The sequence below is a fragment of the Microbacterium testaceum genome, assembly GCF_001476285.1.
Taxonomy (GTDB): Bacteria; Actinomycetota; Actinomycetes; order Actinomycetales; family Microbacteriaceae; genus Microbacterium; species Microbacterium testaceum_B.
Genome location: NZ_LDRU01000066.1, coordinates 1 through 21,756, shown reverse-complemented (window position 1 = coordinate 21,756; position 21,756 = coordinate 1). Strand labels below are relative to the sequence as shown.

The 21,756-nt window shown below is 70.5% G+C and carries 24 protein-coding genes; 13 read left to right on the top strand and 11 right to left on the bottom strand.

All coding sequences use genetic code 11. The features are described 5' to 3' along the window. Positions 1-32 precede the first annotated feature (32 nt). On the bottom strand, positions 33-1,349 hold the full coding sequence (locus NS283_RS11900) for an ABC transporter substrate-binding protein (RefSeq protein ID WP_058597081.1): 1,317 nt from the start codon (positions 1,347-1,349) through the stop codon (positions 33-35). Between the two features lie 202 nt (positions 1,350-1,551). Beyond that, the gene (locus NS283_RS11895) at positions 1,552-2,424 is read right to left on the bottom strand and encodes an amidohydrolase family protein (protein WP_058597080.1); all 873 of its coding nucleotides are present in this window, start codon (positions 2,422-2,424) and stop codon (positions 1,552-1,554) included. A gap of 122 nt (positions 2,425-2,546) precedes the next feature. Here NS283_RS11895 and NS283_RS11890 point away from each other — a divergent pair, with 122 nt between their 5' ends. Beyond that, a complete protein-coding gene (locus NS283_RS11890) occupies positions 2,547-3,284 on the top strand; it encodes a FadR/GntR family transcriptional regulator (RefSeq protein ID WP_058597079.1) in 738 nt (245 codons plus the stop codon). 3 nt (positions 3,285-3,287) lie between these two features. On the opposite strand, the gene NS283_RS11885 is transcribed toward NS283_RS11890, so the two are convergent. The 6 genes from NS283_RS11885 to NS283_RS11860 all read right to left on the bottom strand — a co-directional run bounded on the left by NS283_RS11885 (position 3,288) and on the right by NS283_RS11860 (position 9,538). Continuing rightward, positions 3,288-4,589 carry an L-fuconate dehydratase gene (locus NS283_RS11885; protein WP_058597078.1) on the bottom strand — a complete coding sequence of 434 codons (1,302 nt, stop codon included), beginning with the start codon at positions 4,587-4,589 and terminating at the stop codon, positions 3,288-3,290. After that, complete coding sequence (locus NS283_RS11880) at positions 4,586-5,563, bottom strand: aldo/keto reductase (protein ID WP_058597077.1); 978 nt, start codon at positions 5,561-5,563, stop codon at positions 4,586-4,588. The genes NS283_RS11885 and NS283_RS11880 overlap by 4 nt, the downstream gene beginning before the upstream one ends. 99 nt (positions 5,564-5,662) lie before the next feature. Continuing rightward, entirely contained in the window at positions 5,663-6,727 is a 1,065-nt protein-coding gene (locus NS283_RS11875; protein WP_058597076.1) for a LacI family DNA-binding transcriptional regulator, read from the bottom strand. 53 nt (positions 6,728-6,780) lie between these two features. Continuing rightward, positions 6,781-7,248, bottom strand: coding sequence for a MaoC family dehydratase (locus tag NS283_RS11870; RefSeq protein ID WP_241492241.1), 468 nt, complete (start codon positions 7,246-7,248; stop codon positions 6,781-6,783). Continuing rightward, positions 7,245-8,378 carry an extracellular solute-binding protein gene (locus tag NS283_RS11865; protein ID WP_058597074.1) on the bottom strand — a complete coding sequence of 378 codons (1,134 nt, stop codon included), beginning with the start codon at positions 8,376-8,378 and terminating at the stop codon, positions 7,245-7,247. Before NS283_RS11865 ends, NS283_RS11870 begins: the two co-directional genes overlap by 4 nt. Further along, a complete protein-coding gene (locus NS283_RS11860; RefSeq protein WP_241492240.1) occupies positions 8,375-9,538 on the bottom strand; it encodes a CaiB/BaiF CoA transferase family protein in 1,164 nt (387 codons plus the stop codon). Before NS283_RS11860 ends, NS283_RS11865 begins: the two co-directional genes overlap by 4 nt. A gap of 183 nt (positions 9,539-9,721) precedes the next feature. Between NS283_RS11860 and NS283_RS11855 the strand changes: the two genes are divergently transcribed. The 6 genes from NS283_RS11855 to NS283_RS11830 are packed head-to-tail and all read left to right on the top strand — an operon-like array spanning position 9,722 to position 14,721. Then, positions 9,722-10,744, top strand: coding sequence for a zinc-dependent alcohol dehydrogenase (locus NS283_RS11855; protein WP_058597072.1), 1,023 nt, complete (start codon positions 9,722-9,724; stop codon positions 10,742-10,744). Further along, a complete protein-coding gene (gene kduD / locus NS283_RS11850) occupies positions 10,741-11,499 on the top strand; it encodes a 2-dehydro-3-deoxy-D-gluconate 5-dehydrogenase KduD (protein ID WP_058597071.1) in 759 nt (252 codons plus the stop codon). Before NS283_RS11855 ends, kduD begins: the two co-directional genes overlap by 4 nt. Next, positions 11,496-12,149 (top strand): bifunctional 4-hydroxy-2-oxoglutarate aldolase/2-dehydro-3-deoxy-phosphogluconate aldolase, encoded by a 654-nt coding sequence (locus tag NS283_RS11845; RefSeq protein ID WP_058597116.1) that lies wholly within the window; start codon positions 11,496-11,498, stop codon positions 12,147-12,149. The genes kduD and NS283_RS11845 overlap by 4 nt, the downstream gene beginning before the upstream one ends. Then, positions 12,146-13,087: a sugar kinase gene (locus tag NS283_RS11840; RefSeq protein WP_058597115.1), complete on the top strand. Its 942-nt coding sequence runs from the start codon at positions 12,146-12,148 to the stop codon at positions 13,085-13,087. The genes NS283_RS11845 and NS283_RS11840 overlap by 4 nt, the downstream gene beginning before the upstream one ends. 30 nt (positions 13,088-13,117) lie before the next feature. Then, entirely contained in the window at positions 13,118-13,969 is an 852-nt protein-coding gene (locus tag NS283_RS11835; RefSeq protein ID WP_058597070.1) for a fumarylacetoacetate hydrolase family protein, read from the top strand. Then, positions 13,966-14,721 (top strand): SDR family NAD(P)-dependent oxidoreductase, encoded by a 756-nt coding sequence (locus tag NS283_RS11830; RefSeq protein WP_058597069.1) that lies wholly within the window; start codon positions 13,966-13,968, stop codon positions 14,719-14,721. Before NS283_RS11835 ends, NS283_RS11830 begins: the two co-directional genes overlap by 4 nt. Positions 14,722-14,920: 199 nt before the next feature. Here the strand turns inward: NS283_RS11830 and NS283_RS11825 are convergent, their stop codons facing one another. Beyond that, complete coding sequence (locus tag NS283_RS11825; RefSeq protein WP_081317408.1) at positions 14,921-15,748, bottom strand: UbiA family prenyltransferase; 828 nt, start codon at positions 15,746-15,748, stop codon at positions 14,921-14,923. 489 nt (positions 15,749-16,237) lie between these two features. Here NS283_RS11825 and NS283_RS11820 point away from each other — a divergent pair, with 489 nt between their 5' ends. Further along, positions 16,238-16,693: an Hsp20/alpha crystallin family protein gene (locus tag NS283_RS11820; RefSeq protein ID WP_058597068.1), complete on the top strand. Its 456-nt coding sequence runs from the start codon at positions 16,238-16,240 to the stop codon at positions 16,691-16,693. A gap of 108 nt (positions 16,694-16,801) precedes the next feature. Here NS283_RS11820 and NS283_RS11815 read toward each other — a convergent pair whose 3' ends face one another. Further along, positions 16,802-17,164: a hypothetical protein gene (locus NS283_RS11815; protein WP_058597067.1), complete on the bottom strand. Its 363-nt coding sequence runs from the start codon at positions 17,162-17,164 to the stop codon at positions 16,802-16,804. 250 nt (positions 17,165-17,414) lie between these two features. Here NS283_RS11815 and NS283_RS11810 point away from each other — a divergent pair, with 250 nt between their 5' ends. The 3 genes from NS283_RS11810 (at position 17,415) to NS283_RS11800 (ending at position 19,764) form a co-directional block, all read left to right on the top strand. Further along, positions 17,415-17,741 (top strand): DUF7882 family protein, encoded by a 327-nt coding sequence (locus tag NS283_RS11810; RefSeq protein WP_058597066.1) that lies wholly within the window; start codon positions 17,415-17,417, stop codon positions 17,739-17,741. Positions 17,742-17,806: 65 nt separating this feature from the next. Continuing rightward, positions 17,807-18,997: an NAD(P)/FAD-dependent oxidoreductase gene (locus NS283_RS11805; protein ID WP_058597065.1), complete on the top strand. Its 1,191-nt coding sequence runs from the start codon at positions 17,807-17,809 to the stop codon at positions 18,995-18,997. Positions 18,998-19,311: 314 nt separating this feature from the next. Beyond that, on the top strand, positions 19,312-19,764 hold the full coding sequence (locus tag NS283_RS11800) for an SRPBCC family protein (protein WP_058597064.1): 453 nt from the start codon (positions 19,312-19,314) through the stop codon (positions 19,762-19,764). A 65-nt stretch (positions 19,765-19,829) separates the two neighbouring features. Here NS283_RS11800 and NS283_RS11795 read toward each other — a convergent pair whose 3' ends face one another. After that, positions 19,830-20,822, bottom strand: a complete 993-nt coding sequence (locus tag NS283_RS11795) for an aldo/keto reductase (RefSeq protein ID WP_058597063.1) — start codon at positions 20,820-20,822, stop codon at positions 19,830-19,832. Between the two features lie 198 nt (positions 20,823-21,020). On the opposite strand from NS283_RS11795, the gene NS283_RS11790 reads away from it, so the two are divergent. Beyond that, positions 21,021-21,524 (top strand): hypothetical protein, encoded by a 504-nt coding sequence (locus tag NS283_RS11790; protein ID WP_153001363.1) that lies wholly within the window; start codon positions 21,021-21,023, stop codon positions 21,522-21,524. Positions 21,525-21,526: 2 nt separating this feature from the next. After that, the coding region (locus NS283_RS11785; protein WP_153003352.1) for a hypothetical protein at positions 21,527-21,756 on the top strand (230 nt) is incomplete at its 3' end.

Here is a 21,756-nt window from a genome sequence, read left to right as displayed (position 1 = left end):
CGCCGGTTCTCACCGGCGCCCTGGCCGCGGGATCACTGAACGGTGTAGCCGACCGACTTGGCCTGGTTCACCAGCTCGTCGCCGAACTTGGTGATCGCGTCCGGGATGCTGCCGCCCGAGATCAGCGTGGGGCTGACCGTCTCGGTCCAGACCGAGCCGGTGTCGTACAGCATGTACGAGTACGGCTGCACCTCACCCAGGGCGGTCTTGAACGACGCCTGCGTCGTGGGCACGTCGGCGAAGTACTTGTCGGCCTCGAGCTTGGCGAGCCACGCGTCCTGGACGGGGCCGTAGCCGGGAAGGCCCGTGGAGAGGTCGACCTGCCAGCGCGGGTCGGTCGCGACGAACTTCATGAACGTCAGCGTGTTCTCGAGCTCCTTGCCCGTGATGTGCGACGAGGCGCCCCAGAGGCCACCGCCCTCGTTACCGGTCGACGGCTTCGAGTCGCCCTTCCAGGGCAGCGGAGCCGCCGCGGTCATCTGGCCGGCCGGGATCTTCCAGGTGTCGCGGAAGAGGTAGTTTCCCCACCACGCCGCTCCGGGGCTCATCACGAGGTTCTGGCCCTCGGTCGCCGCGTCGCCGTCGAAGATGCCCTGGGTGCTGAGCGCCTTGCCCTTGTACATCTTGTCGAGCAGATCGGTCGCCCGGGTGCAGGTCGAGTCGGAGAGGTCGATGTGCGCCTCGCTCTCGGACACGCGGTCGTTCGTCGGGCAACCCGAGGCCTGCAGGTAGCGGTTGATCGCGTAGGCGTCGCCGAGGAAGCCGCTGATCTCGCCGGGGTGCTCGGTGGCGATCTTGACCGCGAGGTCGCCGTACTCCTCCCACGTCGTGGGCAGCGTGTAGCCGTTCTCGTCGAAGAAGGCCTTGTTGTACCAGAACACGTCGGGTGCCGCGTCGTTGCGCAGGCACCGGATCTTGCCGTCGATGTTGCAGAACGACAGCACGGCGGGGTCGTAGCCCGAGATCGTGTCGGCCATCAGATCGGTGAGGTCGGCCGCGTAGTTGCTGGTCGAGTTCGTCGCCCAGGCGATGTCGTCGTTCGATGGGAAGAAGATCGCGTCGGGCCAGCCGGACCCCGCGGCGTCGAAGTTGGCGAACGACTGCTTCACCGTCTTGCCGCCCACCGTGCCGTCGATCTGCACGACGTCGATCGGGATGTCGGGGTACGCCTTCTGGAATGCCTCGGCGGCGGGCACGCGGGGCGGGTCGACCCAGACGGTGATCTTTCCGCCCGAGTCGGTCTGCGCCTGCGACGCCGTCCCGCCCGTGGCATCGCCGGAACATCCGGCGAGCGTGAGCGCGGCGACGGCGAGCGCCGCCCCGGCCGCGAGGATGCGTGTTGTCTTCATTGACACTCCTTTGTGTGAGCTGCCGCTTCGCCCAGTTGATCGGGAGCTGTGACGACCCGAGCGAATTGGTCAAACGTTATCCCGCGGCACGTATTTGATCAAACGTTTGCTTGCTCGTCCGATCTCGCAGCCTCAGGCTTAGGTCCGACGATACATCAGATGAATTGTTGTTTCCACGATTTTTTGCCGATTCTGATCGACTTCAGCCGGAAAGGCCGAGTCGACCCGCGTCGAGGCGGTAGAACTCTGCCGCCGTGCGCCCCAGGACCCGCTCGCGGGCGTCGGCGTCGAACTCGTCGAACAGGGGTCGCAAACCGTTCCACACGCGCGTGTATCCGCCGGAAAGCACGGAGATCGGCCAGTCCCCGCCGTACATCAGGCGCTGGGGCCCGAACATCTCGAGAGCCCTGTCCACGAACGGGCGGATCTGGTCGGTCGTCCACGCCGAGCTGTCGCCCGTCGCCGAGTACAGTCCACTCACCTTGGCGTACACGTTCGCGTTCTCCGCGGCGGCACTCATCAGACGACCCCACTCCGCCCCGTCGCTCACGCCGATCGGCGGCTTCGCGAGGTGGTCGATCACCATCCGCAGGCGGGGATGGCGAGCGGCGACCAGTGGGACGATCTCGACGTGGCGCGGCAACACCGCGACCACGTCGAACGGGAGGCCGCGCTCCTCGAGGAGCCCGAGCGAGGCGTCGACCTCCGGGCGCAGCAGCCAGTCGGGGTCGGGCTGGTTGTGGATGAGGGTGCGCACACCCACCATGAGCGGGTCACCCTCCCACGACGCGAGGGTGCGCTCCGTCCGCTCGGGATCCTCGAGCGGGGCGTACCCGACGATGCCGGCCACCTCGGGGTGAGCGGCGGCGGACTCGCGCATCAGTTGCGTGTCCTCCGGGTTGTCGGCGGACTGCACCTGCACGGTGAAGTCGACGCCGGCCGCGCGCAGCTCGGGAGCGACGTCGGCGAACGTCATGACCCCGTCGATCGGGGCGGCATCCGGCGTCAGCCAGTCGTACTCGGCGCGGGACGGGTCCCACACGTGCTGATGGGCGTCGATCACGGGAAAGGTCATGCGTGCCTCCTCGGGCGGGTTCGGACAATCATCATCGGAGGTTTTCGCCACCGACGGGGGTGTTTCGAGCGGAATCGGCGGAATTCCTCCGATGAATCCTTCCAGTCCGTAGACTGACCGCCATGACCGACGACTTCGTCTCCGCACCGCGTTCCCAGACGGACGTGGTCATCGACGGCATCAAGACGATGCTGACGCGAGGGGAGCTCGGTCCCGGGTCGCGCCTGCCGATCGAGAAAGACCTGGCGGCGCAACTCGGCGTCTCGCGCGGCTCGCTGCGCGAGGGCGTCCGGGCGCTCGCGACGCTCGGAGTACTCGAGACGCGACAGGGCGACGGCACGTACGTGACGGCGCTCGACCCCCGCACCCTGCTGAGCCCGCTCGGCTTCCTCGCCGACCTCCAGCAGCCCGCCCACGCCGCCGACCTGCTGGCGGTGCGACGCATGCTCGAGGCCGAGACCGTCTCGCTCGCCGCCACGCGTCTCACCGACGAGGAGCTGCAGCAGCTCGACCGGACGCTCGGGGTCGTCGACACGATCCTCGAGAACGAGCCCGACATGGACCTCGAGGGCTTCATCGACGCCGACACCGAGTTCCACCGCATCATCGCCCGCGCGAGCGGCAATCCCGCGCTGGCCGCCATCATCGACACGCTCGTGGGACGCACGTTCCGCGCGCGACTCTGGCGCGCCATCACGCACCGCGGATCGGTGCGCGAGACGCAGGCCGAGCACCGGGCGATCCTCGACGAACTCGTCCGTCGGGATCCCGCCCGGGCTCGCATCCGCATGCAGGTGCACCTCCTGGGCGTCGAGGAGTTCAGCGCCGCACACGCGGACGAAGACCCCGAAGCCCAGTAGCCGTCACCGGCTCGCCCAGTACGTTCCCTCGGGGAAGGTGTACTCGGCCAGAGACGCGTCGTACATCTCGGCGCTGTAACCGGGCAGCGCGGGGAGCACGTACGCGCCGTTCTCGACGATGCACGGGTCGACGAAATGCTCGTGCAGGTGGTCGACGAACTCGGTGACACGGTTCTCGAGCGTCCCGGACACGCACACGAAGTCGAAGATCGACAGGTGCTGCACGAGCTCGCACAGACCGACGCCGCCGGCGTGCGGGCACACCGGCACTCCGAACTTCGCCGCCATCAGGTAGACCGCGATGATCTCGTTGACGCTCGCGAGGCGGGCGGAGTCGAGCTGGCAGAAGTCGATCGCCTCGGCCTGGAACATCTGCTTGAACAGCACCCGGTTCATCCCGTGCTCGCCGGTCGCGACCCCGATCGGGGCGACGGCCTTGCGCACCGCGGCGTGCCCGAGAACGTCGTCGGGGCTCGTGGGCTCTTCGATCCACAGCGGCTTGAACTCGGCGAGGTGGCTCATCCACTCGATCGCCTCGGGGACGTCCCAGACCTGGTTCGCGTCGATCATCAGGTTGGCATCCCACCCGATCACCTCTCGCGCGATGCGCAGACGCCGGATGTCGTCGTCGAGGCTCGCGCCGACCTTGAGCTTGACGTGGCGGTACCCCTCGTCGACGGCCTCCTGCAGCAGACGCCGCAACTTGTCGTCGCTGTACCCGAGCCAGCCGGCGCTCGTGGTGTAGCAGGGGTAGCCGCCACGGCCCTCGAGCTCGGCGATGCGCGCCGCGCGCGTCGGAGCGAGCTCGGTCAGGATGGTGATGGCCTCCTCGCGCGTGAGGGCGTCCGACAGGTAGCGCATGTCGGCGACGTCGACGAGCTGCTCCGGGGTCATGTCGGCCAGCAGGCGCCAGAGGGGCTTCTGGGCGACCCGTGCGGCGAGATCCCACATGGCGTTCATGACCGCGGCCATGCCGAGGTGGACGACGCCCTTCTCGGGACCGAGCCAGCGCAGCTGCGAGTCCGAGGCGAGTTCGCGGTAGACGCCCCCGAGGTCGGCGACGGCATCTTCGACCGAGCGTCCGACGAGGGGCAGTCCACGCTGACGCGCCGCCTCCACGCACAGGTCGTTGCCGCGTCCGATGGTGAACGTGAAGCCGTACCCCTTCAGCTCGGGGTCGTCGGTGTGCACCACCACGTAGGCGGCGGAGTAGTCGCCGTCCTTGTTCATGGCATCCGACCCGTCCATGCTGAGCGAGGTCGGAAAGCGCACGTCGTGCGCGGTGACGGCGGTGATCGTGGTCATGCGTCTTCCTTGGAGATGAGGTCTGCCTCGGCGAGGTCGCGCCAGAGGTCGTCGGGGATGGGGGTGGCGGCGCGATCGAGGTTCTGGGTCACCTGGCGGCGTCCTCGCGCGCCGAGAACGACGGACACGACCGCGGGATGCCGCAGGGCGAAGGCCACGGCGACGTCGGGCAGGGTCACCCCGTGGCGCTCGCTGATGTCGGCGATCGCGTTCGCCCGCGCGATGAGCTCCGGCGGCGCGGGCTGGTAGTCGTAGGTGGCGTCCGCGGGCGGACGGGGCGCGCTCAGCAGCCCGGAGTTGAAGACCCCGGCGGCGACCACACCGACCCCGCGCTCCTGGGCGAGCGGAAGGAGTTCCGCGGCGGCGGAGTCGTCGAGGAGCGTGTAACGCCCCGCACACATCACGACGTCGATGTCGGCGCGTCGGATGAGCTCGGCGAGCGGGTCGGCCGCGTTCATCCCGGCGCCGACGGCCGAGACGACCCCCTGCTCGCGCAGCTCGATGAGCGCGCCGATGCCCTCGGTGGACGCCTGGGCGAAGTGATCGTCCGGGTCGTGCAGGTAGAGGATGTCGAATCGGTCGAGACCCGTGCGCCGGAGGGAGTCCTCGACCGAGCGCAGGATGCCGTCACGGCTGAAGTCCCACCGGCGGACGACGTCGCGCGGCACGTCGAACCCGTCGTCGTCGCGGAGGTGCGCGGTCTCGGGGCTCGGCTCGAGCACCCGACCGACCTTGGTGGAGATCACGAACTCGTCGCGCGGGCGGCTCGCGAGGCGCGCGCCGAGGCGTCGCTCCGAGAGACCGAGCCCGTAGTGGGGGGCGGTGTCGAAGTACCGGACACCCCCGTCCCACGCGGTGTCGACCGACTCGTCGACCTCTGCCTCGGTCGTCTCGCGATACAGGTTCCCGAGTTGAGCCGCGCCGAGGCCGATCTCGGTGAGCAGTGTTCCGTGCCGCAATGCACGAGTGCGCATGGTCGCCTCCTTTTCCCCCAGCCTACATCACATTCATCAGATGACTAGGAGGAATCGAGGGCTCAGAGCCACACATCGACGAGGAATCGACGGAATAGATCAGTTCTTTTCGCGGGGCTCCGCCGTCGACGCCCGCTCCACGAGGTTCGGGGCCGGGTCGGTCACCACGACGTCCGCGCGAGCCCCCGACGCGAGGTTCTCAACCACCGCTCGCAGCGCCGTCGCTCCCACCTCGCGCAGCGGCATCCGGACCGTCGTGAGGGGTGGCCACGTGTGCTCGGCCGTCCACGCGTCGTGGATCGCCACCACCGACAGGTCCTCGGGGACGCTCAGCCCGAGGCGCCGCGCCGCGGCGAGCGCGCCGTACGCGGCGTTGACGTTCGCCACCACGACGGCGGTCGGTCGCTCCTCCCGTGCCCGCTCCTCGCCGGCCCGCTCCTCGCCGGCCCGCTCCTCGCCGGCCCACAGGAGGGTCAACGCCTCCGCGCCCCGCGCGGGTTCGTATCCGAGGCGCGTGACATCGCGTTCGCCGACCTCGAGCCCCGCGCGCTCCATCGCGGCACGGAATCCGCCCTCGCGCCGGCGCGCTGTATCGGACGAGGCCAGGCCGCTGATGAGCGCGATGCGGCGGTGCCCGAGCCCCACGAGGTGGTCGACGGCGACAGCCGCGCCGCGCTCGTCGTCCAGGACGACCGACCCCGCACCCTCGGGATGGATCGAGTTGACGAACACGACGGGCATCCGCCCCGCGATCAGGCGGTTGATGTCGCTGTCGGGCATGGCGTCGCCGGTCTGCACGATCAGCCCATCGACGCGGCCCTCGCCGATCAGTCGTCCGATGATGTCGACGCCCTCGGGCAGACCGTCCGCCCGCGCCAGGAGGACGACGTAGCCGAGGCGGTACGCCTCGTCTTCGACGCCGTGCAGCAGCTCGGTGAAGACGGCGTTCGTCACGTCGGGCACGACGAGACCGACGACGTGGGTGCGCGCGGACTTGAGCGCGCGCGCCGCGAAGTTCGGGCGATACCCGAGTTCGGCCGCCGCCTCTTGGATCCGCCGTCGCGTGCTCTCGCTCACGCGGGTGTTCGGTGCATCGCTGAGGACGCGGGAGACGGCCGAGACCGACACCCCGGCGCGCGCGGCGACGTCGCTCAGCCTGACCATCCGCCCAGTGTAGGGATGGCGAGAGGTAGGGATGCCGCGAGCCCACCCCCGCGTCACACGTCGCGCTCCCCCGCGGGACGGCGGTTGACGAGGTACACGTGCGTGAGCACCATGACGGTGTCGCCGTGCTGGTTGCGCACGGTGACGAGTTCGTCGACGTAGCCGGTGGCATCCGGGGTCCTGGCGTGGGGGCGCAGGGCGGTGATCTCGGCCGTGACGCGGATCGTGTCGCCGATGAACACGGGGCGGATGAAGCGGATCCGGTCATACCCGTAGCTCATGGACTGCGGGTTGATGTCGCCGGCGGTCATGCCGACCGCGACCGAGAGGACGAGCGTGCCGTGGGCGATGCGCTGCCCGGCGGGTTGCGTCGCCATCCACTCGGCATCCATGTGATGGGGGAAGAAGTCCCCGGTCTGGCCGGCGTGCAGGACGATGTCGGCCTCGGTGATGGTGCGCCCCACCGTCTCGCGCGCTTCTCCGACGACGTGGTCCTCGTACCAGCGGTCCATCGTCCTCATCGGTCCCCCTCGGTGGCGCGGACGCCGGCGTCCAGGCGCGCGCGCAGCTCGTCGTCGGTCAGCTCGTCGCGCAGGGCCGCCGTCACGAGGGGCGACAGGGCGTTCTGCAGCTCGATGTAACGGGACCACCGCGGTCGCACGTACGCACCCTCGAGCGTCGCGCGAGTTCCGCGGAAGAAGTCGAGGCTGTGGGCGTTCGTGCGGTCGTCGTCCCATGCGACCGCGTTGCCCGGTTGCCCACCGGCGTCGTAGTAGACGCCCGACTGCACCTCGGCCGAGGCGAGCCAGAAGGCGTGGGCGATCGCCTCGGCGGTGTGGCGCGACCGCGACGAGACGGCGATGCCGGCCCCGCCCAGCAGCGACCCGCGCACCCCACGACGGGATGCCGGGATGTCGACGTACCGCAGACGGTGCGCGCGGAAGCCCGGGCGGCTGTAGTTCGAGTAGCCGAACAGCAGCGGGGCGTAGCAGTACCGCGTGCCCTCGCTGAGCGCGTCGGCGGTCTGGATGGGGTTCCACGTCGCGCACTCCGCAGGCACGGCCCGGGCGAGGGCCCGGAGAGTGTGCATCGACTCCGCGAGAGCGTCCGCGGACAGGAACACGCCGGGAGTCCGCATCGCATCCTCGCCGTTGCCGGCGGCGACCGTGATCAGGCTCGAAAAGGCGTCGACCGGCTTGTACGGCCAGAGCACCTTCCCCTCCGCGGCGAGGGCGAGCACGCCCGGCCAGTCGCGGGGCGGCTCGGGAAGCAGGTCGGGGCGGAAGGCCGCGACCTGGGCCGCCGCATCCGTCGCGAGGCCCCACTGCCCGCCGGCGTGCGCGTACGACGCGTGCGACGAGCCGACCGATTGCGCGGCGAGCAGCGCGAGCTCGTCGTCGTGACCGCTGCCGTCGAGGCGGGCGAAGAGGCCCTCCTCGGCCGCGAAGGGGATGTGCGGGTGATCGATCACGAGAAGGTCGTAGTCGCGCACGAGCTCTTCGAGCGGCTGGTCGGCGAAGGACTGCAGCGAGCGCTGATCCCATCGCACCTCGACGTCGGGAGCGACCTCACGGTACGCCCGAGCCGACGCCGCGACGCTGCCGTACCCGCGCTCGTGCTCCCACGTGATGCCGCGCAGCTCGACGCTCATGCGCGGGCCCCGTCTTCCGTCCGGACGTCGCTCGACAGGAACTCCGCGCGGATGCGCGCGCCGTCCTCCCCGAGCAGGGGCGCGGCCTTCTCGCTGCGCAGCACCTGCCCGTCGATACGGAGCGGGCTCCGAGTCGTGGCGATCCTCGTCCCCCGCCGCTCGACTTCTTGCGTCATGTCGATCGCCGCGAACCCATCCGAGGCCAGCAGCTCGTCGAGCGTCAGCACCGGCGCACACCAGACGTCCGCGGCATCCAGGATGCCGAGCCAGTGCGCCGTGGACCCCGTGGCGAAGCGCGCCGCGAGGAGCGCCTCGATCTCTTCCTGGCGGTCCCAGGCGTCGCGCGGATCCGTCAGGGCCGCGAGCTCGGGAAGATCGAGGAGGCGACCGAGTTCGGGGATCGGGTTCATCGCGAGGGCGAGGTACCCGTCGAGGGTGGGGTACGTGCCGTAGGGGGCGGCGAGGAAGGCGTGTGCGGAGTGCTCTCCGTGGCGCCGCACCTGGATGGTGTCGTCGTTGAGCTTCGTGCTGAGGAGCTCGAACTGCAGGTCGAGGACGGCTTCCAGCAGGCTCGACTGCACGAGTCCCCCCTGCCCCGTGCGGAAGCGGCGGACCAGCAGCGCGGTCACTCCCTGAGCGATGTGGCAGCTGAGGAGGTGGTCGGCGATCGAGAGGCCGAGCGGCACGGGGCCGTCCTCCCGGGAGCCGCTCAGCCACGGCAGCCCCGAGATCGCCTGGGCGAGCAGGTCTTGACCGGGACGGTCGCGCCACGGACCCTCGTCGCCGTAGCCGCTCGCGCTGGCGTAGACGATCGAGGGGTTGATCTCTTTCACCGAGGCGTAGTCGAGACCGATGCGCTCCATCACCCCCGGGCGGAAGTTCTGGATCATGACATCGGCGCGCGCGACGAGCCGACGGACGTCTTCGAGGTCGTCGGGGTTCTTGAGGTCGGCGGCGACCGACTCCTTGTTGCGGTTCATCGCGTGGAACGACACCGTGTCGCCGTCGATCGAGCGACCGGCGAACGCGAGGGTCCGTCCGATGTCGCCGACGCCGGGGCGCTCGATCTTCACGACCCGCGCGCCGAGATCCGCGAGGCGGAGCGCCGCGACCGGACCGGCGAGGAACTGACTGAAGTCGAGGACGAGAAGACCGTCCAAGGGTCTGATGATCTGCTGTGTCATGAGGATCGCGCGCCTTCGCGTCGAGGAGAAAACGTCGTGAGACGTCGTGGTCAATCGTTTGTTCACCGTAGCGCTGCGGGGTTTCGGGTGCAACCGAGACATATGACGATTTGTGAGGCATGATTGATCGGAGAATTCATCTGATCTTTAGGAGAGTCAATGCTGACAGCGGCCTACGTGGGCGATCACACGATCGACATCCGGGAGGCGGATGCCACGCCTCCCGCTCCCGGCCAGGTCCAGGTGCGGGTGGCCTATACGGGCCTCTGCGGGACCGACCTGCACATCCTCCACGGCTCGATGGATGCGCGAGTCGCCACCCCGCTCGTCTTCGGCCACGAGATGAGCGGCACGATCGCCGCGGTCGGCGAGGGCGTGGACGGCTGGAGCGCCGGAGACGGTGTCACGGTGATGCCGCTGGCCTGGGACGGCACCTGCCCCGCGTGCCGCGCCGGCAACGAGCACATCTGCCAGAACCTCGACTTCATCGGGATCGACTCCCCCGGCTCACTCCAGGGCCTGTGGAACGTGCCGGCCGAGACCCTCGTGCGTCTTCCCGAGGGGATCGCCCTCGACCATGCCGCTCTCGTCGAGCCGGTCGCGGTCGCCGTCCACGACGTGCGCCGCTCCGAGCTGGCCCCGGGCGACAAGGCCGTCGTCATCGGCGGCGGTCCCATCGGCGTCCTCATCGCGTGCGTCGCCCGTCACACCGGGGCCGAGGTGCTCGTGATCGAGCTCGACGAGAAGCGCCGCGCGCAGATCGAGGAGCTCGGCTTCGCGACGCTGGACCCCCGCGAGCGCGACCAGGTCGCCGTGGTCGAGGAATGGACCGACGGGGCCGGAGCCGACGTCGTCTTCGAGGTCTCGGGGGCCGCCGCCGCCGTGCGCGGGGCCACGGGGCTGGCGAAGGTGCGCGGCACCATCGTCGTCGTGGCGATCCACCCCACCCCGCGCGAGGTCGACCTGCAGCGGATGTTCTGGCGCGAACTGCGCCTGCTCGGCGCTCGGGTGTACCAGCGCCCCGACTTCGAGACCGCCGTCGAGCTCGTCGCGGGCGGCGTCATCCCCACCGATCTGCTCATCACGCGCATCGTGCCCCTCAGCGCCACCGCCGAGGCCTTCGCCGACCTCGAGGCCGGCCGCGCGATGAAGATCCTCGTCGACGTGGGAGGCCAGGCATGAACGGGCTCTTCTCGCTCGAGGGCACCACGGCCGTCGTCACGGGCGCGCGCCGAGGGATCGGCTTCGCCATGGCGCTCGGTCTCGCCGAGGCGGGCGCCGACATCATCGGGGTCAGCGCCTCGCAGTCGACGTCGGGCAGCGAGATCGAACGCGCGGTGACGGCCACCGGTCGCTCGTTCACCGGCATCGCGTGCGACTTCAGCGATCCGTCCGCGATCGACGTGCTGGGGGCGGACCTCTCCGGACGCCACATCGACATCCTCGTCAACAACGCCGGCACCATCGAGCGCGCCCCGGCGGCGGAGCACCCGCTGGACGCGTGGGACCGCGTGCTGCAGATCAACCTCAGCAGCCAGTTCCGTCTCACTCAGACCGTCGCCCGCCAGATGCTCGAACGCGGGCGGGGCAAGGTCATCTTCACCGCCTCGCTGCTGAGCTTCCAGGGCGGCATCAACGTCCCCGGCTACACGGCGGCCAAGTCGGGCATCGCCGGACTCACCAAGGCCCTCGCGAACGAGTGGGCGTCCAAGGGCGTCAACGTCAACGCGATCGCGCCCGGCTACATCGCCACCGACAACACCGAAGCCCTCCGCGCCGACAGCGCGCGCTCGACCGCCATCCTCGACCGCATCCCGGCGGGCCGCTGGGGCGAGGCATCCGATCTCGCCGGAGCGACGGTGTTCCTCGCCTCACGGGCCTCCGACTACGTGTCGGGCATCACCCTGCCGGTCGACGGGGGGTGGCTCGGGCGATGAACGACTCGTCGTCCTCGCTCACCGAACGCCTCAGCTCCATCGGTATCGTCCCCGTCGTGGTGCTCGACGACGCCGATCGTGCGCGCGACCTGGCCCTCGCCCTGCGTGACGGGGGCGTCGGCTGCGCGGAGTTCACCCTGCGCACGCCCGCGGGTCTCGCGGCGATCTCGGCGACCGCCGGCATCGACGGGTTCCTCGCCGGGGCGGGGACGGTGCTGACCGTCGAACAGGCGGATGCCGCGATCGACGCGGGCGCGACGTTCGCCGTCACGCCCGGATACGACCCCGCCGTCGCCGACCGGCTGCGCGCCGGCGGCGTGACGGTCGTTCCGGGCGTCGCGACCCCGACCGAGGTCCAGCGGGCGCTGTCCGACGGCTTCTCCGACGTGAAGGTCTTCCCGGCCGGACACCTCGGCGGAGGGAGCTACCTCGACGCGCTGCACGGACCGTTCCCCGACGTGCGGTTCATCCCCAGCGGAGGCGTCGATCCGGGCAGCCTCGGCGACTACCTCCGCCGTTCGTGGGTGCTCGCGGCGAGCGGCAGTTGGATGGTGCCCCGCGACGCGATCGCCCGCGGCGACTTCGAGACGATAGCCGCCGCGGCCGCCGAGTGCGCGCGCATCCGCGACGAGGCACGGTCCGCCCGATGAGCCGCGTCGTCACGCTCGGCGAGAGCATGGGGCTCGTCCTCGGTGCCGGTGTGGGCGGCTGGGAGCACACGTCCCAGGCGCACATCGCGACGGGAGGGGCCGAAGGAAACACCGCGATCGGACTGGCCCGCCTCGGCGTCCCCGTCACGTGGCTCGGTCGCGTCGGCGACGACGCTCTGGGTCGTCGCGTGGTGGGCGACCTCCGCTCCGAGGGCGTCGAGGTGCGCGCCCTCCTCGACGCCGGCGCCCCGACCGGCCTCATGCTCAAGTCGACACCGCGCGCGGGCGCCACGACCGTCGACTACTACCGCCGCGGCAGCGCCGGCAGTCGACTCGAGCCCGCCGACCTCGAGGACCTTCCCCTCGAGACCGGTGACATCCTCCACGTGACCGGCGTCACCCTCGCTCTGTCGGACTCGGCGCGCGAGACGGTGATCGCCGCGGTCGACCGCGCTCGCGCCACAGGCGCGCTCGTGTCGTTCGCGGTCAACCACCGCAGCAGGCTCTGGGACCCTGCCGAGGCCGTCGAAGCGTACGCGCACGTCATCGGGCTCGCCGACATCGTCTTCGCCAGCGACGACGAGGCGCGGATGCTGCACCCCCACACCGCGCCCGAGGAGCTCGCCCGGGCGCTGGCCGCGGCGGGCCCCGCCGACGCGGTCGTCACCCTGGGCGGCGACGGAGCGATCGCGGTCATCGACGGCGAGCTGCACCGCGTCGCCGCGGTCCCCATCACCCCGGTCGACACGGTCGGCGCGGGAGACGCGTTCGCCGCCGGGTACCTGTCCGAGCGATTCGCCGGGAGTGACCCCGCGGGGCGCCTGCGCACCGCTGCCCTGGCCGGCGCCTACGCCTGCCTGCACCCCGGCGACTGGCAGGGCGGCATCCGTCGATCCGAGCTCGAGGGCGCGGCATCCGCCGACCCCGTCACCCGCTGACCCCTGAACCACCCACCCCAAGGAGAATCCATGTCCTTCGCTCGACTCGGCGATCCCGGCGCCGAGATCCCCGTCCTGCGCCACGACGGCTCGGTCTACGACCTGCGTCCACTCACGGCCGACATCACGGGCGCCTTCCTCGCCGACGACGGCCTCGCCCGCGCTCGCGCCGCCGCCGAGAACGGCGAGCTGCCGATCCTTCCGGATGCCGCATCCCTCCGCGTGGGAGCGCCCATCGCGCTCCCCGGCAAGATCGTCTGCGTCGGCCTGAACTACCACGATCACGCGGCCGAGACGGGAGCCGCCGTCCCCGCGGAGCCCGTCGTGTTCATGAAGGATCCCTCGACGATCGTCGGTCCCTTCGACGACGTGCTCATCCCCCGCGGGTCCACGAAGACCGACTGGGAGGTCGAGCTCGGGGTCGTGATCGGCACAACTGCGCGCTACCTCTCCTCCCCGGAAGAGGCGCTCGCCCACGTGGCGGGATACGTCGTCTCGCACGACGTCTCCGAGCGCGAGTTCCAGCTCGAGCGCGGCGGCCAGTGGGACAAGGGCAAGAGCTGCGAGACCTTCAACCCGCTCGGACCCGACCTCGTGCCGGCATCCGACGTCGGCGATCCGCAGGCTCTCGGTCTGCGTCTCTCGGTGAACGGCGTCGAGCGGCAGAACGGCTCGACTTCCGCGCAGATCTTCCCGGTCGCGTACGTCGTCTGGTACCTGTCGCAGTTCATGGTGCTGCGCCCGGGTGACCTGGTGAACACGGGAACCCCCGCGGGCGTCGCCCTGGGTCTCCCCGACACTCCCTACCTCCGGGCCGGCGACGTGGTGGAGCTCGAGATCGACGGCCTCGGCCGCGCGCGTCAGACGATGGTGCAGGCATGAGCGCCGGCGAGTTCGACGGTCTTTCCGTCGTGGTGACCGGCGGGGCTTCGGGCATCGGTCTGGCGACGGCGCAGGCGTTCGCCGCGCGGGGGGCGCGAGTGTCCGTGCTCGACCTGGTCACCGACCATCTCGACGAGGGGCTGACCGGATTCGGTGCGGACGTGACCGACCGGGACTCCGTGGATGCCGCTCTGGCCGCCGTCGCGGACCGGTTCGGCGGCGTCGACGTGCTGGTGAACAGCGCGGGTGTGAGCTGCGTGGGAACCGTCGAGGAGGCCACCGAGGCCGACTGGGACCGCGTGCTGAACATCAACGTGCGCGGCACCGCCCGCGCGTGCGCCGCAGCACTCCCGTACCTCAAGCGCTCGGAGCACGCGTCGATCGTCAACGTGTGCTCGATCGGGGCTCTCAACGGCCTCCCCCAGCGCGCCGTCTACAACGCCTCGAAGGGGGCGGTCCTCTCACTCACCTACGCGATGGCGACCGACCATGTGCGCGAGGGCGTGCGGGTGAACTGCGTGAGCCCCGGCACGGTGTCGACGCCCTTCGTCGAGCGGATGCTGCAGAACTTCCCCGACCCGGTCGCCGAGCGTGCCGCGCTCGACGCTCGGCAGGCGACGGGCCGCATGGTCACGCCCGACGAGGTGGCGGGCGCGATCCTCTACCTCGCGAGCCCGCTGTCGGGGTCGACCACGGGCACGGCTCTCGAGGTCGACGGCGGCGTGACGCACCTCCGGGTGCGCCCGCAGTAGTCCGCGGTCGGGGCGGGGCGTGGAGGCGGCTGAATCCGTCGACGCCCCGCCCCGCCCGCCGCAACACAGGTGGGTGATCCATCACCGCGACACAGGTGACTGAGCCCGTCGAAGCCACCGGACCCCGCCCCCACCGCCGCAACGCAGGTGGCTGAGCCTGTGGAAGCCACCCGGCCGTCGCCGAACGGCCCGAGCGCCGTCACGCCGCGACGAGCTGCGCGGCGAGCAGCAGCGCCGCCAGCATCGTGAGCTGGAACACCGCCCGCCCCGGCGACCTCACGAACACCACGACCACCGCGGCGACCGCGACCGCCGCGACGGCGACGAAGAAGACCAGGCCGAGGGCTGTGGCATCCGTCCCCAGGAACACCGCGATCGCGCCGGCGAGGATCCCGCACGCGGCCAGCACGACCGACGCGCGCGCCCCGAGCCGGTGCGGGAGTCCCCTCACGCCCGTTCGGCGGTCGTCGTCGAGGTCGCGCACGACGTTGGTGAGGTGGACGGCCGCTCCGAGCGCCGCCCCGGCGACGGACGCCCAGGGCGCCGCGAGCGCCGGCGGGACAGCCGACAGCGTCGCGAACGAGGGGAAGAGCCCGAAGCTCAGCACGAAGGGCGCGATCGAGAACGGCGTCGACTTCAGCCCGGCGTTGTAGGCCCACGCCGACGCGAGCGCGATCGCGTGCGCCGCAACGAGACCCGAGCCCAGCGGCACCGAGAGCGCCACGGCGAGGATCGCGGATGCCACGGCCACCGCGAGCGCGCGCTGCGGGGTGACCGCTCCCCCCGCGATGGGCTTGTCGGTGCGGCCGACGGCGGCGTCACGCGCCCCGTCGATCGCGTCGTTGGAGAGGCCCACCGAGACCTGACCCGCGAACACGGCCACGACGAGCAGCGCGAGGCGCGCGGGCTCGACGCCCGCGGCGATCCCGAGCGCGAGGGAGAGGACGGTGACCACGAGCGTGGGACCGGGATGGGTCGCGCCCCAGAGGGCCCGCACGAGGTGCGGCTTCGCCGCGGCATCCGTCACCCGACGACGCTATCGCGCGGGGAGGGCGGACGGGGCGGCTCGGGAGTCCGGGCGCGGCGTGCCGTCGTGCGGAGTTTCCGCCCGGCGCGGCGTGCCGTCATGCGGAGTCGGGGCGCGGCGCGCCGGTGCCGGGGCCCTGATCCCCGGCGCGTCGCCGACGGACTCCGCGCGACGGTACGAGTTCTGCCGCTTCATCTGCCGCACAACCTCCCGAGCCGCCGTACCGTCGAGCGGAGTTCACGTCCGACACGCCGATCCCTGAGGCCGACGCACAGGCGTGTCTCCCCTCAACTCCGCGCGACGGTACGCCGTGGGGAGCAGACGGAAAAGGGAAGGGACTCGGATGCCGTGGCATCCGGGTTTCATCCCCGAAAAGCGTGACAACCACGCGTGCGAACCCTTGGCACTCTCGCCATGCGAGTGCTAATCTGAGGTCAGTTGAGCGAACTCGACTCAACTTCAACGGACCGATCGAAAAGGAGTATCGACATGGCCAATTACGACCCCTTCCGCGACCTCGACCGCCTCGCGTCGACCCTTCTCGACGCTCGCCGCGGCGGCGGACCGCGACGGATGCCGATGGACCTCTACCGCGATGGCGACCACTACGTCCTCGCCGCCGACCTCCCGGGCGTCGACCCGGGATCGGTCGACATCGACGTCGACGGTCAGCTGCTGACGATCCGCGCCGAACGCACGCTCTCCTCGGGCGAGGGCGTGAAGTGGATCACGCGCGAACGCGAGACGGCCTCGTTCGTGCGGCAGCTCAACCTCGGCCAGGGCATCGACACCGACAACATCAGCGCCTCGTACCGTAACGGCGTGCTGAGCGTGACGATCCCGGTGAGCGAGAAGGCGAAGCCGCGCCGCATCGCCGTCTCGACCGACGACCACGACGGCGTCATCGAAGCGCACGAGAGCACCCCGCAGCTCATCGAGCAGTGAGATTCACACGCAGAGAGGGCCGGTCCTTCGGGGGCCGGCCCTCTCTGCGTGCGCACCGTTCTGTGCGCACGGTTCTGTGCGCACGGTCGAATCCCGCGCGAGTGGGGCTCAGAGGTCTTCGGGGGCGAGGTCGCCCTGACCCTCCTCGCCGAGCTCGACGATGCCGGGGTCTTCGCCCTGCGAGTCGGTCCCGGTCGACTCCGGGTGGATGTCCTCGAGCGGGATGTCGCTGTCGTCCGCGGGGATCTCGGCCGGATCGGCACCCGTCGCCGTCGCGGGGTTGATGTCCTCGGGGTCGACACCGGCATCGACGGCCGTCGTGGCATCCCACTCGGCCTGCGCGGGGTCGAGCGCGGGGTCGGGCTCGATGGAGGTGTCGCCGTCGCGCAGCGGCTGAGCCCCGGAGAGCCCGCCGTCGGGGTCGGTGACGGGAACGTCGGGGGTGGACGGGTCGATCGAGGCGTCGCTCATGAGAGGTCCTTTCGTTGGCAACCCCTTCATCCCATCGCGGGTCTCGCGCCGCGGGGCGCCCCTTGACAGCCCTTCCGCGGCGGAACCCGACTACTGGGAAAACTACGCAGGACGCGTCACGCCCCGGCAGCAAAGTGCGGGGACTCGTACGCAAAGCCGCCGTCCTTCGGCGCGCGCCGAGCCGCGTGGCTCTCGCGAGCGACTTCGATGGCACGGACACAGCAGCGGGATCGTCCGCGGAGAGGGAGACGTGGGCAAGTTCATCTACGAGGGCGGCGTTCGCAACGAGTTCGAGGATCGCCTCCTGGCGCACCTCCAGGTCGTGATCGGCAACAAGCTGCGGCGGGGCGAGCCGTTCTACTTCGTGTGGAAGGACGACATCAGCACGGGCGGCGGACGGACCGCGGTGTGGCTTCATCCCCGGGCGAACCTCGTGTTCAAGTTCAACGGCGGGCGTCCACCGGCGGTGAACCGCGCGTGGCTCGAAGCGCTCATGTCGACGGCGAACTCCCCCACCGGCCTGTACGTCGTGCCGGAACCCGCGGACGACAGCCTCCCCGCCGCGACCTTCGCGTAGGCGCGTCACCCACCGCGGCTGTCAAGGCGCTGGCGCGGGTCCACGACATGACGTTGCGTGAGGGCATGACGAATCCCCGCATTGTCGTGGTCGGCGGCGGCAACGCCGGACTGTCGGTCGCCGGGCGCCTGCACCGCGCCGGTCTGGCCGACATCACGGTCATCGAACCGCGGACGCTCCACGTCTTCGCCCCCCTCCAGTCGCACATCGCCGGCGGGGCTGCCCGCGCCTCGGAAGCCGCGCGGCCACAGGCGGACGTCATCCCTCCGGGGGTGCGGTGGCTGCGCGACGAGGTGTTCACGGTGGATGCCGAGACCCGGCGCGTCCACCTCATCTCGGGCGGGCGCGTCGATTACGACCAGCTCGTCGTCTGCGCCGGGATGCGCATGGCGTGGGAGCAGGTGCCCGGCCTGACGGAGGCGATGGCCGCGGACTCCGGCGTCTCGAACTACGAGTACTCCCTGGCCGCGAAGGCATCCGTGGTCTTGCGCGATCTGCGGTCGGGGACGGTCGTGTTCACGCAGCCGTCGGAGCCGGCATCCTGCGGCGCGGCCGCGCAGAAGCCCATGTACCTCGCGTGCGACTGGTGGCGCGCGATCGGCGTACGTGACGACATCCGCGTCGTCTTCGTCTGCCCCGACCCCGTGCCCTTCGGCATCCCGGCCGTCGATCGCGAGCTGCAGCGCAAACTCGACGAGTACGGAATCGAGGTGCGTTACAGTCGCGACCTTCGATCCGTGGATGCCGAGACGAGCACGCTCACGATCGGTCGCGGCGACGCGGAGGAGACGCTGGAGTACGACGTGCTGCACGCCGTGCCCCCTCAGCGGGCGCCCGAGTGGATCGCGGGCAGTGGGCTCGCGGCATCCGATGATCCGCACGGGTTCGTCGACGTCGATCCCGAGACGCTGCAGCACGTGCGGCACCCGGAGATCTGGGCCGTCGGCGACGCGGCGGCGGTCGCCACCCGGCGCTCGGGCGGCGCGATCCGTCAGCAGGCCAAGGCGCTCGTGAAGAACCTGCGCGCCGTTCTGGGGGGACGCGCGCCCACGCAGAAGTACAACGGGTACAGCGTGGTGCCGTTCACGGTGTCGCGCGGCACGGTCGTCTTCGCGGAGTTCGACCGGTGGGGTCGGCTGCAGCCGACGATCCCGTTCTGGCGCTCGCTGTACCGGGAGCGGTATCTCTCATGGATCGCCGACCGCCGCGTCCTGCCCTGGGTGTACTGGCACCTGATCCTGCGGGGGCGTGCCTGACACGGGGGGCTCCCGGGGGGTGCGACCCGGCGCCCGGGGCGTTCGCACGCGCGACCGCGCAGCGCCGACCCGGCGCCCGGTGGCGCCCGCCCGCGCATAAACACGATCCGCGACCATAAACGCGCTCTCCTCGCGTTTCTGCGCGCGAATCGCGTTTATGGCCGCGCCCCCACGCCATCGCCGCCGCGCCCAACGCCGTCGCCACGGCACCCGCGCGTATAGGTCATCCGTGCCGATCCCTCAACCCCGGGGGCAGGTCGACCATGACGGCCGAAGACTGGAACAGCCCCGGAAACCACACGAAAGAGGACACCATGGCACAGGTCATCGAAACCATCGACGTCAACGTTCCCGTCCGCGTCGCGTACAACCAGTGGACGCAGTTCGAGGAGTTCCCGCACTTCATGAGCTTCGTGGAGTCCATCACGCAGAAGAGCGACACCCTCACGCACTGGAAGGTGGAGATCGCCGGGGCCGAGCGCGAGTTCGACGCCGAGATCACCGAGCAGCACCCCGACGAGCGGGTCGCGTGGAACAGCATCGGCGGTGACGAGAACCACGCCGGCGTCGTGACTTTCCACCGCCTGTCGGACGACGAGACGCGGGTCACGGTCCAGATCGACTGGGCACCCACCGGCGTCCTCGAGAAGCTCGGCGCGGTCTTCGGCGCCGACGATCACTCGGTCAAGAAGGACCTCGCGAACTTCAAGGAGTACATCGAGTCGCGCGGCGCCGAGTCCGGCGCCTGGCGCGGCGACGTCAGCTGACGTCTCCTCCCCACGACGAAGCCGGGTCCGCCCCATGAGCGGACCCGGCTTTCGTCATGCGCGGGTCACCACTGCGGGTGGATCTCGGCCCGCAGTCGGCGGTCGTACACGTCGCGGACGAGAGCGTCGAACGCGTCGAGGTCGAAGCCGCCCTCGAGCAGCGCGGCGGCCTGGGCGTTCGCCGTGGCCTGAGACACCGAGCGTGCGCCGGGGATCACCGAAGTGACGCCTTCGCGCGACGCGATCCACGCGAGCGTCGCCGCGGGCAGCGTCACCCCCTCGGGGAGGGATGCCTTGAGCTCGTCGGCCGCGGCAACGCCCTCGTCGAACGGGACGCCCGAGAACGTCTCGCCCTTGTCGAACGCCTCGCCGTTGCGGTTGTACGAGCGGTGATCGTTCTCGGCGAACGTCGTGGACCGCGAATACTTGCCCGAGAGCAACCCGCTCGCGAGCGGCACGCGCGCGAACACGGCGACGTTCTTCTCGGCCGCGAGCGGCAGCACCTCGTCGAGGGGCTTGAGACGGAACGGGTTGAAGATGATCTGCAGGTTGGTGAGGTTCGGCCGTGTCAGGGCCGACAATGCCTGGTCCATCGTCTCGACCGAGGCGCCGTACGCAGCGATCACCCCTTCGGACACGAGCTGGTCGAGGGCATCCCACGTGGCATCGTCGTCGATCACCGCGGACGGCGGGCAGTGCAGCTGCACGAGGTCGAGGGTCTCGGTGTCGAGCAGGCGCCGCGAACGGTCGAGCCAGCCGCGGAAGTTCTCCATCACGTAGTTCTCGGGCACCTGGTCTTCGCGGCGGCCCATCTTGGTGGCGACGGTGATGTCGTCGGCATTCCGACTCTTCAGGAATGCCCCGATGATCTGCTCGGACCGGCCGTCACCGTAGACGTCGGCCGTGTCGAAGAGCGTGACGCCGGCCTCGGCGGAGGCTGCCAGCACGGCCCGCGCGTCGTCTTCACTGACGTCTCCCCAGTCGGCACCGAGTTGCCAAGTACCGAGACCGATCGCCGAGACCTCGCGGCCGGTGCGGGAGAGGGGGCGCTGCTGCATGGGGTGTCCTTTCGACGCTGTTCTCGAGCCTAGCCAGCGCTTCCGACATCGGGGCGGTGGGATGTCGCGGCCCGACGGGTCTGCCGCCGCGGGTACCTCGACGCCTCCCGCGCACCTCGGTCGGCCGGTTCGAGGATGACCGCGACGATCCCGCCCGTCGCGGCGACAGGGGGAAACAGCGTCCCTCAGAATGTGAGCGTGAGCACTCCTCCCTCCGCGCGCGCCACACCGCTGCGCTACGTCATCGCGACGCCTGAAGCCATCTACGGCACCATCCTCGTCTCAGGCGTGCTGGCCGGTACGCAGCCGGGGGTTTCGCTGACCGATGTCTTCTTCTCCGGCATTCTCGCCTCCACCGCGATCTGGACGGCCCACGTGGTGGCCGTGACCATCGCCACGCACGGCGTCCGCGGCAATACCTTCTCAGGGGTGCGCGCGTCGATCTCGCTGGCGCTGACCCACTCGAGCGGCATCCTGATCGGTCCGATCGTGCCGATCGCGCTGCTCGCCCTGGGTGTCGTCGGCGTGCTGCCCGAGACGGCGTCGTTCGCGAGTGCCTCGGTGTCGGGACTCGTGATCCTGGCAGTGCTGGGGTGGCTGGCGCTCGCCGAACGCGGGGCGAGGTGGTACGTGCGCCTGTTCGGCGCTCTGCTGACGGCACTCGCCGGCCTCGTCGCGGCGATTCTGAAGGGACTGATCTGACCATGGCGCACGCCCCCGTCGCCCGTCTCGGTCGACTGCTCGGAACCCTGTACCTCGTCGGGTCGCTCGGGCTGCTGCTCAGCGCATTCGGCTACGCGGTCTTCGACCCCGCGCCCTCGCCGGACGCGCCACGCCACGCCCTGGCATCCATCGCCCTGGTGCTGTCGTGGGCGGTGCTCGTCGCGGCGGCGCTGCTCACGATCGTGCGGGGTCGCCGCGACGAGCACCGCCC